General features: G+C 62.1%; 12 protein-coding genes. 1 reads left to right on the top strand and 11 read right to left on the bottom strand.

From position 1 onward, the window contains the following. The 10 genes from CCGE531_RS23025 to CCGE531_RS22980 form a co-directional block, all read right to left on the bottom strand. The gene (locus CCGE531_RS23025; RefSeq protein WP_120668105.1) at positions 1-2,004 is read right to left on the bottom strand and encodes a CocE/NonD family hydrolase; all 2,004 of its coding nucleotides are present in this window, start codon (positions 2,002-2,004) and stop codon (positions 1-3) included. A 64-nt stretch (positions 2,005-2,068) separates the two neighbouring features. Then, on the bottom strand, positions 2,069-3,700 hold the full coding sequence (locus CCGE531_RS23020; RefSeq protein ID WP_120668103.1) for an ABC transporter ATP-binding protein: 1,632 nt from the start codon (positions 3,698-3,700) through the stop codon (positions 2,069-2,071). Next, on the bottom strand, positions 3,693-4,520 hold the full coding sequence (locus CCGE531_RS23015; protein ID WP_120668101.1) for an ABC transporter permease: 828 nt from the start codon (positions 4,518-4,520) through the stop codon (positions 3,693-3,695). The genes CCGE531_RS23020 and CCGE531_RS23015 overlap by 8 nt, the downstream gene beginning before the upstream one ends. After that, a complete protein-coding gene (locus CCGE531_RS23010) occupies positions 4,517-5,524 on the bottom strand; it encodes an ABC transporter permease (RefSeq protein ID WP_120668099.1) in 1,008 nt (335 codons plus the stop codon). Before CCGE531_RS23010 ends, CCGE531_RS23015 begins: the two co-directional genes overlap by 4 nt. Before the next feature lie 95 nt (positions 5,525-5,619). Further along, a complete protein-coding gene (locus tag CCGE531_RS23005; RefSeq protein ID WP_120668097.1) occupies positions 5,620-7,209 on the bottom strand; it encodes an ABC transporter substrate-binding protein in 1,590 nt (529 codons plus the stop codon). Positions 7,210-7,336: 127 nt separating this feature from the next. After that, a complete protein-coding gene (locus CCGE531_RS23000) occupies positions 7,337-8,119 on the bottom strand; it encodes a carnitinyl-CoA dehydratase (protein ID WP_120668095.1) in 783 nt (260 codons plus the stop codon). 6 nt (positions 8,120-8,125) lie between these two features. After that, a complete protein-coding gene (locus tag CCGE531_RS22995) occupies positions 8,126-10,183 on the bottom strand; it encodes an acetate--CoA ligase family protein (protein ID WP_120668093.1) in 2,058 nt (685 codons plus the stop codon). 4 nt (positions 10,184-10,187) lie between these two features. Continuing rightward, a complete protein-coding gene (locus CCGE531_RS22990; RefSeq protein ID WP_120668091.1) occupies positions 10,188-11,348 on the bottom strand; it encodes an acyl-CoA dehydrogenase family protein in 1,161 nt (386 codons plus the stop codon). 12 nt (positions 11,349-11,360) lie between these two features. Then, positions 11,361-12,851 (bottom strand): carnitine 3-dehydrogenase, encoded by a 1,491-nt coding sequence (locus CCGE531_RS22985; protein WP_120668089.1) that lies wholly within the window; start codon positions 12,849-12,851, stop codon positions 11,361-11,363. A gap of 7 nt (positions 12,852-12,858) precedes the next feature. Then, positions 12,859-13,761 (bottom strand): 3-keto-5-aminohexanoate cleavage protein, encoded by a 903-nt coding sequence (locus tag CCGE531_RS22980; RefSeq protein WP_120668087.1) that lies wholly within the window; start codon positions 13,759-13,761, stop codon positions 12,859-12,861. 107 nt (positions 13,762-13,868) lie between these two features. Between CCGE531_RS22980 and CCGE531_RS22975 the strand changes: the two genes are divergently transcribed. Beyond that, positions 13,869-14,861, top strand: coding sequence for a GlxA family transcriptional regulator (locus CCGE531_RS22975; protein WP_120668085.1), 993 nt, complete (start codon positions 13,869-13,871; stop codon positions 14,859-14,861). On the opposite strand, the gene CCGE531_RS22970 is transcribed toward CCGE531_RS22975, so the two are convergent. Then, positions 14,836-15,711 (bottom strand): LysR substrate-binding domain-containing protein, encoded by an 876-nt coding sequence (locus CCGE531_RS22970; RefSeq protein ID WP_120668083.1) that lies wholly within the window; start codon positions 15,709-15,711, stop codon positions 14,836-14,838. The two genes, CCGE531_RS22975 and CCGE531_RS22970, sit on opposite strands and share 26 nt — an antisense overlap. Between the last annotated feature and the right edge of the window lie 62 nt (positions 15,712-15,773).

Here is a 15,773-nt window from a genome sequence, read left to right as displayed (position 1 = left end):
TTACATCAGGTCGCGGGCGATACGCTTCTCCTCGAATATTTTCTCGAAAATCCGCGTCTCGCCTTCATAGGCAATGACCGAGGCGCTGATGATCCAGTCCTTTGCCGTACAGGCTATGGATGACGTTGCGACTGTGCGGACGAACCAGCCGGAGCGCTGCATGTCGCAGGTCCATGTCGAGATGCCGGACATCGACAGCGGATCGTCCGGCGCGATCGACCAGGTTTCCTCGCGAAGCTGCCGTGTCGACAGGCCTGTGCCGGGGTGTTCGAAAAGGCCGGTATCCTCTTGAATTTCATAGCGGGTAAGGCCGGCCGAGAGATCGCGCACGACATGCCGCTTCGTCGAGCCCGGCGCGTGTTCGATATATTTCGGCAGCGGATCAGGATTGTCAGGCTGCTTCATATCGATGAGCTCATGCGCGCCGAGAAGGGGCAGGCCAAGGCCGATGGAGGCGATATCGATCGTCAGACCCGGATCTTCCGGCGGCAGCAGGACCATTGGCCAATAGGCAGTCGATAGCGAGAGCCGGATGCGATGCCCTTTGCGGAAGCGATAGCCACAGGTATCGAGGGTCAGGTTCACGGTCGTGCGTTCCCCCTTGCTCATCGGTTCGGGCGCGGCATTGCCGTTGCGATGGGCGAGATTGAGCAGGCCGAAGGAGACGCGCGTTGCCGTGCCGTCTGGATGGATGTCGACAAGCCTCGCGCAGAGATTGGCGGTTTCGGCGTCGCATCTGAGCGCCAGCGTCACGACCGGACGTCCGAGATAATCATGGTCCTCCGAGAGCGGCGCGGTCTGAAAGGTCAGCGACCCGGCATCGTCGAGGCGCTGATCGATCGCCAGTTCCGCATCCGGCTTCAAGGTGAACCACTCACCCGAGGCGGTGCCCGTGTCGAGCGGCGAGCGCAGATAGACAGGGTGCTCCGGCGCATGCGGGATCGGCATGCCTTCCATCAAGCCGCCGAACTGCTCGACATAGAAGCACTGCAAGTCAGGCTGCTGCCACTCCTGCTTGGCGATCCAGAAGCCCGGGTCGAAATCGCGGCGCGTGGCGGGCTTTATGGCATCGAGGATATAGGCGCGCACGGATGGCATGGTTTCCGCGCCATTGCGCTCGCCGCGCAGCCAGCGGTTCCACCAAGCGATCGCTTCGCCGTGGAAATCGGCGCGCGGCTTCGGCCAGGCGAAATGCGGATATTTGTGAACCCAAGGGCCGATGAGCGCCTTCGCCTTGTCCCCGAGACCCTCGACCGCGAGCAGCGGCGTATTGCGATAGCCGTCCGCCCAGCCGGCGATGACCAGGGCGGGAACATCGAAACTCTCGAAATCCTCGCAGATCGACCCATGCCGCCAGAAGTCGTCGCGGCGCTGATGCCGGAGCCATTCTTCCATGAAGAAGGGTTCCTGCTCGAGGCGCTGCAGCCACATGTCGCGCCAGTCGTCACCGACGATGGCCGGATCGGGGGAGCGCGATTGGTAGGCAAGCATGGTCGCCGCCCAGGAAAGCTGGGCGGAGAGGTGGCAGCCGTTCTTGTAGTGGATGTCGTCATTGTAGCGGTCGACCGTGGAAGCGATCGAAATCACCGCTTTCAACGCGGGCGGCTTCAGGGCCGCGACCTGCAGGCAGTTGAAGCCGCCCCAGGAGATGCCCATCATGCCCACAGAGCCGTTCGACCAGGGCTGTGCCGCAATCCAGGCGATCAGCTCGCAGGCATTGGCAAGCTCCAGCTCGGTATATTCGCCATCGATGATGCCGCTCGATTCGCCGGAGCCCCTTATATCGACACGCACGCCGGCAATGCCGGCTGCGGCAAAGACCGGATAGGTGGATTCGTCGCGCGGGCTCGTTCCGTCGCGTTTGCGATAAGGCAGGAATTCGAAGACGGCCGGGACGGCATCGTTCTCCGCGCCATCGGGCATCCAGATGCGCGCAGCAAGCCGCGTGCCATCCTTGAGGGTGATCCAATGATTTTCGATGGTGGTGAAGCTGCGTTCAGTCATGAGGCTCTATTCCGATAGTGTCGGCATGATCAAATTTGGCCTGCGGGCAGAAGATGTCGAGTCTTCAATTTCCGGCGCTCTCCATCCGCCGCGTCGTCAGCACACGCTCCAGCCAGCCGATCTCCATTTCGGGTACGGATTTCAGCAGCAGGTCGGTGTAGTCGTCGAAGGGCGGCGAAAGCGCTTGCGATTTCGGGCCGAAGCGAACGAGCTTGCCGCGATGCATCACCGCGACGCTATCGGCAATGGCGCGCACGATGGCGATGTCGTGGGTGATGAAGACATAGGAGAGGCGTGCCTCCTCCTGCAGCTTCAGCAGCAGTTTCAGAATGCCTTCGGCAACCAGCGGATCGAGCGCCGATGTCGGCTCATCGCAAAGGATGAGTTCCGGCTTGGCTGCAAGCGCGCGGGCGATGGCGACGCGTTGCTTCTGGCCGCCGGAAAGCTCGGCCGGATAGCGGTCGATGAAGCCGTTGGCCATCTCGATCTGATCCAGCAGCTCTTTCACGCGCGCCGTCTTTGCGGCGCCGCGCAGGCCGTCATAGAAGGTCAGCGGCCGGCCGATGATATCGCGCACCGTCTGGCGCGGGTTCATGGCTGTGTCGGCCATCTGGTAGATCAGCTGGATGCGCCGCAATTCCTGCCGCGAGCGATTTTTCAAGGCCGGCGTCAGCGGCTTGCCGTCGAAGGAAATCCGCCCGTCGCTTGGCGGCAGCAGACCGGTGATGACGCGGGCAAGCGTCGATTTTCCGGAGCCGGATTCGCCGACCACCGCCAGCGTCTGTCCTTTCGGAAGGTGTAGAGAAACATCGTGCAATACTTTGAAACCATTGGAGTATTGGGCGCTGATATTCTCGACTTTCAGAAGCGCGCTCGATTGGTCGGCGGCTTCGGCCCTTGCCTCTTGGCGGACATTGACGAGGGCGCGGGTATAATCCTGCCTCGGCTCCTCGATGATCTGCTGGACGCCGCCATATTCCACTGTCTTGCCATGCCGCAGCACCATGATGTCGTCGGAAACCTGGGCGACGACGGCGAGGTCATGGGTGATATAGAGGGCCGCCGTATGCGTCTCCTCGATGGCATGCTTGATCGCCGCCAGCACGTCGATCTGCGTCGTCACGTCGAGCGCGGTCGTCGGTTCGTCGAAGACGATCAGTTCCGGATTGGAGCAGAGCGCCATGGCGGTCATGGCGCGCTGCAGCTGGCCGCCTGAGACCTGATGCGGATAGCGCTCGCCGAAGGTTTCCGGATCAGGCAGGCCAAGGACGCGGAAGAGATAGAGCGCCCGTTTCCTCGCCTCCTCCTTCGTCATCAGGCGGTGCTTCACGGTGGCTTCGATCACCTGATCGCCCAGCCGATGCGCTGGATTGAAGGCAGCTGCCGCCGATTGCGCGACGTAGCAGACGCGCGCGCCGCGGACCTTGCGGATGCCGGATTTGCCGAGCGGCAGGATATCGACGCCGCCGAGCAGCACCTGGCCGCCGGTGATTTCGGCGCCACCGCGGCCATAGGCGAGGGCGGAAAGGCCGATGGTGGACTTGCCCGCGCCCGACTCGCCGATCAGCCCGAGCACCTTGCCCCTCTGGAGATCGAAGGAGACACCGTCGACGATCGTGACGCGTTTCGGCGGCTCGCCGGGCGGATAGCTGGTTGCCTCGATCTTGAGATCGCGAACGGAAAGAAGCTCAGGCATCGCCACGCCCTCCCTTGAGGCTGGAGGTGCGCCTTAAAAGCCAGTCGACCACCAGATTGACACAGATTGCAAGCGCCGCGATGGCCGAACCCGGCACGAGCGCGGCGGAGATGCCGAAGATGATGCCGTCCTTATTGTCCTTGACCATGCCGCCCCAATCGGCCGAGGGCGGCTGAATGCCGAGGCCGAGGAAGGAAAGTGTGGAGAGGAACAGGATCGAGAAGGCAAAGCGCAGGCCGAATTCCGCCAGCAGCGGCGACAGCGTATTCGGCAAGATCTCGCGGAAGATGATCCAGATCCTGCCTTCGCCGCGAAGCTTGGCCGCCTCGACGAATTCCATGACCGCGACATCGAGCGCCACGGCGCGGCCGAGGCGATAGACGCGGGTGGAATCGAGAATGGCCATGACGAGGATCAGCACGATCAGGTTCTGCGGCAGGACGGCGAGCACGACGAGCGCGAAGATCAGCGTCGGGATCGACATCATCAGGTCGTTGAAGCGCGAAAAGACCGTGTCGATCCATCCGCGCGAGACGGCGGCGGTAAAGCTCAGGATGATACCGAGCGAGAAGGAAATGATCGTTGCCGTCAGGGCGACGAACAGAGTCGTGCGGGTGCCGTAGATCAGACGCGACAGGATATCGCGGCCGAGATTGTCGAGGCCGAAGAAATATTGGGCATCGGCCGGCTGCCAGACATTGCCGACGACTTCCGTCTCGCCAAAGGGCGCGATCCAGGGCGCGAAGATCGCGCAGATGAAGGCGATCAGAATACCGATGATGCCGATCCAGGCGGTGATGGGGATATCTCTCAGTCTCATCGCGGATGCCTCAGACGTGGGTTGGCGACGATGGCGAGAATATCGGCCGTCATGTTGAGGAAGATGTAGACGGCGGCGAAGATCAGGCCGCAGGCCTGAACGACAGGCATGTCGCGCACCGTCACCGCATCGACCATATACTGGCCCATGCCGGGATAGACGAAGACGACTTCGACGACGACGACGCCGACGATCAGATAGGCAAGGTTCAGCGCGATGACGTTGATGATCGGCGCCAGCGCATTGGGGGCGGCGTGCTTGACGATGGCGCGGAAGGCGGAGAGCCCCTTCAACTCGGCCGTCTCCATATAGGCCGACGACATGACGGAAAGAATGGCCGCCCGCGTCATGCGCATCATATGCGCAAGCACGACCAGAACCAGCGTCGCCGTCGGCAGGGCGATCGCCTTCAGCCGGTCGATGAAGCCCATGCCGTCGAAGACGGTCGCCGGAAAGGTCGCGATGCCGAGTTTGACGGAAAAGAACATGATGAGGAGATAGCCGATAAAGAATTCCGGCAGCGAGATCGCCGCCAGCGAGATGACATTGATAATCTTGTCGGGCAGGCGATTGCGGAAATGGACCGCCAACATGCCCAAGCAGACGGCCAGCGGCACCGAGATCAAGGCGGCAAAGCCGGCCAGAAACAGGGAGTTTCCGAGCCGCTTGCCGATCTGTTCGCCGACGGAATTCTTGCTGGCCCAGGAGGTGCCGAAGTCACCCCGCACGGCATTGCCGAGCCATTGCACATAGCGGGTGACCACAGGCCGGTTGAGGCCAAGCTCCTCGCGGATATTGGCGACGGCCTGCGGCGTCGCCGACTGACCGAGATAAGTGGTGGCGAAATCGCCGGGCAGGGCTTCGAGCCCGCCGAAGATCAGCACGGACACCGCAAACAGCAGGACGATGCTGAGCAGGCAACGCTCGAAAATGAGGGATAGCAGCGGAAAGCGCTGCTTGAACCTCAGCCCGGGGAGAACGGTTCCGGGGGGCAGATTGGACATGGCCGATGCCTCGCGCTTAAACGTCGGGAGGACCGCGAGGTTTTCGCGGTCCCGGCTGCGTCAGGGATGAGGGCGATTTCGCCCGGCGTGAGGCATCAGGCGTCCAGCCAGACGCGGGTCGCCACGTAGCCGTTCGACATGTCGTTGCCGATATCGTGGACGTAGCCCTTCACCTGCTTGGTGGAGGCGTTCACGAAATCGTTGAACATCGGCAGGATCACGCCGCCTTCGTCGCGCACCATCATCGCCATGCTACGGTAAAGCTCCTTGCGCTTGGCCTCGTCCAGTTCGGAGCGGGCCTGAAGCAGAAGCTTGTCGAAGTCCGGGCGCTTGAAGCGGGTGTCGTTCCAGTCCGCCGTCGAGATATACGCGGTGGAATACATCTGGTCCTGCGTCGGCCGTCCACCCCAGTAGGAGGTGGAGAAGGGCTGGACGTTCCATACGTTCGTCCAGTAGCCGTCACCCGGCTCGCGCTTGACCTCGATGTTGATACCGGCCTTCTTGCAGCTTTCCTGATAGAGGACGGCCGCATCGACGGCGCCGGGGAAGGCGACTTCCGACGTGCGCAGCAATACCGAGCCGCTGTGGCCCGATTTCTTGTAGTGGAAGGAGGCCTTGTCGGGGTCGTAGGCGCGCTGCTCGATACCCTCAGGGAAGAGCGCATAGGTATTGTTGATCGGAAAATCGTTGCCGACCTTGCCATAGCCGCCGAGGATCTTCTTGACCATGGTCTCGCGGTCCATGGCGTATTTCAGCGCCAGACGCAGGTCGTTATTGTCGAAGGGCGCCTTGTCACAATGCATGATGAAGACGTAATGACCGCGGCCGGCGGTGGCGAGGATCTCGACGGTCGGCGCGCGTTTCAGAAGGTCCACGGTCTTCGGGTCGACGCGGTTGATATAGTGGACCTGACCGGACGACAGGGCGGCGATACGCGCTGTCGCGTCGTTCATGCAGATGATCTCGACCGAATCGACGAAGCCGCGGTCCGTGCGCCAGTCGTCCTTGTTGCGCTCGAAGGTGGCGCGCACGCCGGGCTCGAAGCTGACCATCTTGTAGGGGCCGGTGCCGATCGAGGCGAGGGGATCGTCATTGCCGCCATTCGGCTGGATGACGAGGTGATAGTCGGTCAGAAGCAACGGCATGTCGGCGTTGCCTTCCGTCAGCGTCAGGACGAGGTTGTCGCCATCGGCCTTGATTTCCTTGATCGACTTCACGACGCCGAGCGCGCCGGATTCCGACTTCGCATCGGTGTGGCGCTTGAGCGTGGCGACGACGTCGTCGATCGTCAGTTCCTTGCCATTATGGAACTTGACGCCCTTGCGGATCTTGAAGGTCCAGGTGGCGGCATCCTTCGATGGTTCCCAGGATTCGGCGAGCGAGGGAACCGCAGCACCGGTCAGCGGGTGGGATTCCACCAACATGTCGCCCCAGCAGCGGCCGACGCAGAACATGACCTGAGACAGGAATTTCGCCGGGTCCTTGGAATCGGTCGCAGCACCGCCTTCCAGGCCAAGCTTCAGATGACCGCCCCGCTTCGGTTCGGCCGCCATTGCGCTTTCGGTGAAGAGTTTGTCGGCGAGCGTCAAAGTGACGCCGGCTGCCATTGCGCGTCCCATGAATTCGCGGCGGCTGAGGCCGCCCGCCGTAACGCGGCTTGCCAGATATTTCGTGTAGTCGTTCATTCCCCTGTTCCTTCTTCTTGCCGTGTTGACAAAATTCCCGGGCAAGCCACTTCACGTCACGGTTTCCTCTTCCGCCTGAAGCCTGTTGCCCGCGATCATGCGGGAAATCCAGCGGTTGCCGCCGCCTCTACTTTCCTTTCCAGACTGGGGCTCGCTTCTCCGCGAAAGCCCTCGCGCCTTCCAATTGATCCTCGCTCGAATAAAGTGTGTCGACGGTCGCAAACTGCCGTTTGGTGATCTTGTTCATGGCAGCCTGGAACGTTGTGCCCTCCGCTTCGCGAACGATTTCCTTGATCGCCGCGTAGACGAGCGGCGGTCCGCTTGCGAGCAGGCGGGCGAGTTCCCATGCCCTGTCCATCAGCTTGTCGGCCAGGACGATTTCGTTGACGAAGCCCCAGCGATGCGCCTCCTCGACATTGAGCCAGCGGCCGGTCAGCAGCATGTCCATCGCGATGTGATAGGGAATGCGCTTCGGAAGCTTGATCGATGCCGCGTCGGCCACCGTGCCCGAGCGGATCTCGGGCAAGGCGAAGGTTGCGTGGGCGGCGGCGATGATCAGATCGGCCGAAAGCGCGATTTCCAGCCCGCCGCCGCAACAGATGCCGTTGACGGCGCAAATCACTGGCTTGTTGAGATCGCGAAGTTCCTGCAGGCCGCCGAAACCGCCGACGCCGTAGTCGCCATCAACAGCGTCGCCATCGGCCGCAGCCTTCAAATCCCAGCCGGCGGAAAAGAATTTCTCGCCAGCACCGGTGACGATGGCGACACGCAGATCCGGATTGTCGCGGAAGTCGCGGAAGATCAGCCCCATGGTACGGCTCGTCGCCAGATCGATGGCATTCGCCTTCGGCCTGTCAATGACGACCTCGAGGATACCATTGTCGCATCGGGTACGAATGGGGTCTTGCAACTTCTGCTACCTCCTTCGCCGGATGAGAGCGTCCGCAGCGATGATACCACGGGATTCTGGTAGAACCATCAATGGATTAATGTCCAGTTCTTCAAGCTGTGCGGCGTTCTTTACGACATATTCTGCCGCTGATAGGACGGCGTCGGCAACGATTTCGAGGCTGCTTCCGGGAGTGCCACGATAGCCTTCGATCAATTTGCGGACCTTCAGCCGTGAAATCCGGTCCAAGACCTCGGCTTTCGTCATCGGAAGCGGCAAAACGACGGAATCTTCAAGCAATTCCACGAGGATCCCGCCGGCGCCGACCGTCAGGGTCAGGCCGACGACCGGATCACGGACTGCGCCGACGATCAGTTCGGCGAGGGGACGATCGATCATCCGCTCGACGAGGAATTCACGAGCAACAGAGGCCATGCCTTCGGCCGCATCCCTGACGGCGTTCCTATCCCATAGGTTGAGCTTGACGGCACCGACATCGGATTTGTGCTCGATGCCGAGCGCCTTGAGCACGACGGGGAAACCGAGTTGCTCCGCACAATCGGCCGCCTCGTTTGCCGTGGCGGCGGTCTTTCCTGGCGGTACCGCAAGGCCGGCTGCCGCGAGCTCGGCCTTGGCTTCGGCCTCGCTCAGGGTCTCGATTTCGTCCGAGTTAGCCGCCGCGCTGAGAAGCGGTAAGGGCTGCGGTCTGTTCCAGGCGCTGGCGATCCCGCTGGCAATGTCGGCCGCCGCCAGCGCCTCGCTGATGCCACAAAGCGGCACGATGCCGCCTTCGATCAATTGCTCGGCGATCGCCTCCGGCATGTTTTCGGGCAGCGTCGCCAGAATGCCGGCGCGGGCACCGGTCTGCTTTGCGGCGGCGGCAACAGCCGAAACGGTGATCATCCAGTCAGCACCATCGCAGCGGTCTTCGCGCGGGAAGTCGAGTACGATGAGGTTGAGGGCATAGCCGCCGACAAACATGGCGCTGAAAGCCTCGGTCTGTCGCGCCAGATCGCCCCAGACGAAGGTGTGGTAGTCGAGCGGATTGGAGAGCGTCACCATCTGGCCGAGGCTTGCGCGCAGGGCCGGTAGCTGTTCGGCTTTTATGGCGCGAAACTCGACATTCCGACCGACGGCCGCATCGGCCATCAGCGAGGCCTCGCCGCCGGAACAGCTCATCGAGGAGATCGCGTTGCTTTCGAGCGGACCGGCAACATGCAGGAGTTTCAGCGTCTCGATAAGTTCCGGCAGCGTCCCGACGCGGCCGATGCCGAGGCGGTCGAGCACGGCGCTGGCAACCGCGTCGCTGCCGGCGAGCGAGGCGGTGTGCGAAACGGTGGCGCGCCGTGCCTGCTCGGATTTGCCGACCTTCAGCGCGACGACGGGCTTCTTCAGCTCCCGCGCACGAGTTGCGAGAGCCTCCAGCGCCCGGATATCGCCGAAGCCTTCTATATGCAGGCCAACCGCCGTGACGCGAGGATCCTCAAGGACGGCAAGGGCGAGATCCGACAAGCCGGTCTGCGCCTGGTTGCCCGCCGTCATCAGGTAACTGATGGGCAGCCCGCGCCTCTGCATGCTGAGATTGATAGCGATGTTGGAGGATTGGGTGAGGATCGCAACGCCGCTCTCGCTGCGCACAATGCCATGCTGATCCGGCCAGAGCAGCGCACCGTCAAGCCCGTTGATCATGCCGTAGCAATTCGGCCCGACGATCGGTATGGTGCCAGCCGCTTCGACGAGCGCGCGCTGCAGGTCTGCCCCGTCTGCCAGTTCTTCGACAGCCTCGCTGAAACCAGAGGCATAGCAGACGGCGCCGCCGGCACCTCTGGCTGCAAGATCACGGACGATATCGATAGTCAGCGTGCGGTTGACGCCGATGAAGGCGGCGTCCGGCGCGTCAGGCAGTTCGGCGACTGACCGATAGCAGCGTCGGCCGAGCACGCTTTCCAATGTCGGATGCACCGGCCAGATATCGCCGGCAAACCCCATGCGGTCGCATTGCTCGATGACGCGTCGCGCCTCTCTGCCGCCGAAGACAGCGATCGTTCTGGGTCGGATGAGGCGATCGAGCGGACGCTGCGTCATGGGCTCATGCTCCGAACGGCCGAAGCAGGTCGCGGCTGATGATATGCCGCTGGATTTCCGAAGTGCCGTCCCATATGCGCTCGACGCGAGCGTCGCGCCAGAAGCGGGCAAGCGGCAGGTCGTCCATCAGCCCCATGCCGCCAAAGATCTGGATCGCCTCGTCGGTGACGCGGGCAAGCATTTCCGAGGCGTAGAGCTTGGCCGAGGCGATCTCGCGATTGGCCGGGATGCCGGCGTCGAGCTTCCAGGCGGCAGACAGCGTCAGGAGGTCTGCGGCGTCGATCTCGGTGATCATGTCGGCAAGCTTGAAGGAGACGCCCTGATTGGCGCCGATCGGCTTGCCGAATTGCTTGCGCTCGGCGGCGTAGGGCAGGGCGAGATCGAAGACACGGCGAGCCCGCCCGACGCAGGTGGCAGCCACCGTCAGACGCGTCCCGTAGAGCCACTGATTGGCAAGATCGAAGCCGCGATGCACCTCGCCGAGCACCTGCGACTTCGGCAAGCGGCAGTCGGTAAAGCTCAGGATGGAATTGTGATAGCCGCGATGGGAAACCGAGTCATAACCCCTAAGGATCTCGAATCCCGGCGTGCCGCGATCGACCAGGAAGGCGGTGATCTTCTTCTTGACGCCCCGGTGGGTGTCCTCTTCGCCGGTTGCTGCAAAGACAATGACGAAATCGGCGACATCGGCGTGCGAGATGAAATGCTTCGTGCCATTCAGGATGAAATCATCGCCATCCTGCCGCGCCGCGCATTTCATGCCGCGCATGTCGGAGCCGGCATCCGGCTCGGTAATGGCGAGCGCATCGACCTTTTCGCCGCGCACGGCCGGCAGGAGATAGCGCTCGCGCTGTTCGCCCTCGCAGGCCATCAGGATGCCGGAAGGACGGCCGAAGAAAACCGTCAGCCCCATCGAGCCGCGACCGAGCTCACGTTCAACGAGCGTGAAGGTGACATGATCGAGCCCGGCGCCGCCGATTTCCTCGGGGAAATTACAGGCATAGAAGCCGAGCTCGATGCATTTGCGCCGGATCTCGTCTCCGATATCCGGTGGGACGATGCCGGTGCGCTCGACCTCGTTCTCGTGCGGATAGATCTCCGTCTCCACGAAGTCCCTGACCGTCTTGACGATCATCTCCTGTTCTTCGCTGAGTCCGAAATTCACGATCGCTTCCTCCTAGCGTTTTTGTCCCACATGACGGCCGGCTCCCTCCGGCACTGGCAAGGCTGCATGGGCTTCGGCGATCGGCCTTAATCTCGCTAGCACCTCCTCCGGTGCGGCGACGGCCTTGCCTGCCTTGGCATCCACATGCAGCAACATCTGCTCGACGGTGGCGATCACATCGCCGCTCGCATTATCATGCAGCACATGGAAGACGTGCAGCCGCTTTTCGTCGGATGCGAGGATCTGGCAGGTCGAATGAATAGCCTGGCCGAGCTTGGCTTCGCCGAGATGGCGGATATGGGTCTCCACCGTATAGTAGCTGCGGCCGCGCTCGACATAATCGAGATCGACGCCGATCAGGCGCAGCAGCGCGTCGGACGTGTCGCCGAACACCTGCAGGTAGCGATGTTCGGTCATATGGCCGTTATAGTCGACCCATGCCGGGCTGACCTTCGTGTCGATCAGGCGCAGCGGTTTTGTCGCGTCCAGCCCCTCTTTTTCGCCGCCACCCGTCGCCCAAAGCTGCTGCTCAAAATCCTTCAGCAACTTGCCGGCGCCCCAGCCTTTGCCGCCATGGCTTCCCTTCAGGCTCTGAAGGATACCGACGAGGTTTTCGTCGCGGATACGCTCGAGTTCGCGGATCGACAGGCCATCGGCCTGTTCGTCGGACTGCTGGCCGATTTTTTCGACGAGGGCATCGTCGAGATCGACGACGTCCATCAGCTTGGTCCAGTTCCATTGCAGGGCAGGGCCGAACTGCGCCAGGAAGTGACGCATGCCGGCTTCGCCGCCGGCGATGCGATAGGTCTGGAACAGGCCCATCTGCGCCCAGCGCAGGCCGAAGGAATAACGGATGACATCGTCAAGCGTCTCGACGGTGCAGATATCGTCCTTGATCAGCCATAACGCCTCGCGCCAGAGCGCTTCCAGCAGGCGGTCGCCGACAAAAGCCTCGATCTCCTTGGCGATATGCACGCCCTTCATGCCGATGGGTGGTAGGCGCTCCATCGCCGCCTTGATCGTGGCAGTGCTGGTCTTTTCGCCGCCGACGATCTCGACGAGCGGCAGGAGATAGACCGGATTATAGGGATGAGCGACGAAAAGGCGCTCGGGATGGCGCATGTCGCGTTGCAGGTCCGTCGGCAGCAGCCCCGAAGTCGATGAGCCGATGAGGGCATCCGGCCGTGCAACCGCGTCGATCTGCGTCAACACGTTGCGCTTGAGATCCAGCCGCTCGGGCACGCTTTCCTGGATCCAGTCGGCATCGCCGACCGCCGCTTCCAGCGTATCCCTGAATGTCAGCTTTCCGCGCGGCGGAAGCGGTGCGCCGGTGAGCATCGCATAAGCTTTTTCGGCATTCGCCAAAACTTCGCCAACGATGCGTTTTGCTTCCGGATGCGGGTCGTAGACATCGACATCGATACCCGCCAGCAGGAAGCGAGCGATCCATCCGCCGCCGATGACGCCGCCGCCGATGCAGGCCGCCTTGTTGATCTTGGTCATCGTCGCCTCAGCGCTTCGTCAGTTTCAGCTTCTTGCGAACATCCTCGGGGCCGATGACGCGCGCGCCCATGCCTTCGACCACCTGCACCGCCTTTTCGACGAGCTGCGCGTTGGTCGCGAGCACGCCCTTTCCAGCGTAGAGATTGTCTTCCAACCCGACACGGACATTGCCGCCGGCAAGGATCGCGGCCGCCGGATAGGCCATGGCGCTGCGCCCGATGGAAAAGGCCGAGAAGGTCCAGCTTTTGGGAACGTTATTGACCATCGCCATGAAGGTGTTGAGGTCGTCGGGCGCCCCCCAGGGGATGCCCATGCAGAGCTGGATGAGGACCGGGTCCTCAATCAGGCCCTCCTCGGCAAGCTGCTTGGCAAACCAGAGATGACCGGTATCGAAGGCCTCGATCTCGGGGCGGACGCCGAGGTCGGTCATCTTCTTTGCCATGGCCCTCAGCATCGAGGGCGTATTGGTCATGACATAGTCGCCGAGACTGAAGTTCATCGTGCCGCAATCGAGCGTGCAGATCTCGGGCAGGCATTCGGCAACGTGGCTGATGCGCTCGGTGGCGCCGGCCATGTCGGTGCCCTTTGGGTTCAAAGGCAGGGGGCTTTCGACATCGCCGAAAATCAAGTCCCCGCCCATGCCGGCGGTCAGGTTCAGCACGACGTCGACATCTGCCGAGCGGATGCGGTCAGTGACCTCCTTGTAGAGATCGTTGCGGCGGCTGGCGGCCCCTGTTTCCGGATCGCGGACATGGCAGTGAACCACTGCCGCCCCAGCCTTGGCGGCGTCGATCGCGGAATCCGCGATCTGTTTGGGAGTGATCGGAACATGGCTGGATTTCGAAACCGTATCGCCGGCGCCGGTCACGGCACAGGTGATGAAGACATCGCGGCTCATCGCAAGAGGCATTTTTGTTCTCCCTCGTATTGAGGACATTACGAGCCATGAGACGCCTTCATGCTTTGCATTATCGGAACTATTCGATACAGTTTCGGAAAGACCCAGGGAATGCGCAAATGCCGACATCAGCCGATGAGACGCTCGACATCGACCTGCTGATCCTTCCGGAGACGAACCTGATTTTGATCGCTTCGGTAATCGAACCGCTGCGCGGCGCCAATCGTATTTCCGGAGCGGAGCTCTATCGCTGGCGTCTCTTCACGCCGGATGGTTCACCGGCGGAAACGACCAGCCTTATCCCTGTGCCCGCTTTCTCCAGCTTCCGGCCGACCTCGGATACTGCGCCGCTATTCGTGCTGGCCAGCTACAATTGGCGGCGCAGCGCCAGCCAAGCGTTGAAAATGCAACTGTCGCAAACCGCGCGCCATCGATCGCTGGTCGCTGGCATCGAATCCGGCACGTGGCTGCTTGCCGAGGCAAGCCTGCTCGACAATGTCTCGGCCGCCGTCCACTGGGAGGATTTTGACGATTTTGCGCTCGCCTATCCGCAGGTGCGCGCCGTTCGGGATCGCTACGTGATCGACGGCAAGCGCATCACCACTGCCGGTTCGTTGCCGACGGTCGATCTGATGCTGGAGATCATCCGGCGGCGACAGGGCTATTCGCTGGCGCTCGAAGTGAGCCGCCTGTTCATCTACGAGCCGGCGAGTACGCAGAGTGCCGGGGAGCTTTCGCCATCGACGGCCGGTCTGCGCATGCGCGATCCTAGGGTCGCCCAGGCCATTCGCCTGATGGAAGACCATATCGAGCAGCCGCTGGTGCTGACGCGTCTCGCCCGTCGGGTCGGCGTCAGCGCACGCCATCTGCAGGCGCTCTTCCAGGAAAGCATCGGCGCACCGCCGCATGTGCATTATCTGGCGCTGAGGCTGAATGCGGCCAGGCGCAAGGTCATCGAGACGAAAGCCTCCTTTGCCGAGATTGCTGATGCCACCGGCTTCAATTCGGCATCGGCCTTTTCGCGCAGCTATCGCGCCAGCTTTTCCGAGAGCCCATCCGGCACGCGCCGCAGGCTGCGCCGTCGCACTACGGCTGCAGCAGAGCCGACATAGGCTGGAAAGCTTCGCGCACCATTTCCGCCAGCTCGCGGATCGCTTCGCTCGAATGATAGGGGTTGCGGCGAAGCACGACGCGCGAGGAATCGACCGGCGGAAACCCGTCGTCGCTTGTCAGTTCGCGGCAGCCATGCGGAATGTTGCTGCGCGACAGCGTCGTCACGGCAAGCCCGGCGGACACGGCGTTCTTCAAGCCGGAGCTTGTATCAGCGATGAAGGCGATGCGATAACGCTGCCCGATTTGCTCCAATGATTTCAGGGCGAAATCGCGACACCATGTCGAATCCCGATAAACAGCGATGGGCAGGGGCGTCGCCTCGTGCACACGATGGACCAACGATGTCACCCAGACCGTCGGATCTATACAGAGAACTTCGCCTTTGCTCTGGTTATTCCAGTCGAAAACCACGGCCAGGTCCAGCTCATCTTTTTCCAGCGCGGCCAGATTATGTGCCGTGTAATCGCAGGAAACGGTGACTTCGACAGCCGGATGCCTGATAGCAAAGGCGGCGAGCGCCGCCGGCAGGACGGTCTGACTGTACTCCTCTGGAATGCCGATCCGGACCGGTCCGTCGAGCGGCTTGGTGCGGATATTCGCGGCCGCTTCATTCAGGAGTTCGATCACGCGCTGGGCGTAAGGAAGCAACTGATTGCCCGCCCGGGTCAGAACGGCCCCTCGTGCGCTTCTTTCGAACAGCGTTTCGCCGATCGTGTCCTCGAGCCGCTTGATCTGTGCACTGACAGCCGATTGCGTGCGGCCGATCCTTTGCGCCGCCGCCGAAAAATTGGATGTCTCGGTGATGACGAGAAACGTCCGCAGCAGGTCGCTTTCGATGGGTTCGCGCATGATATGTCACAAATATTTCTGATAGCTACTATCTCTACTATTCGTTTGCCTGATGTCAAATA

The organism is Rhizobium sp. CCGE531, from assembly GCF_003627795.1.
Taxonomy (GTDB): Bacteria; Pseudomonadota; Alphaproteobacteria; order Rhizobiales; family Rhizobiaceae; genus Rhizobium.
Note: the sequence above shows the minus strand (reverse complement) of the source record. Positions and strands in the feature narration are given on the sequence as shown.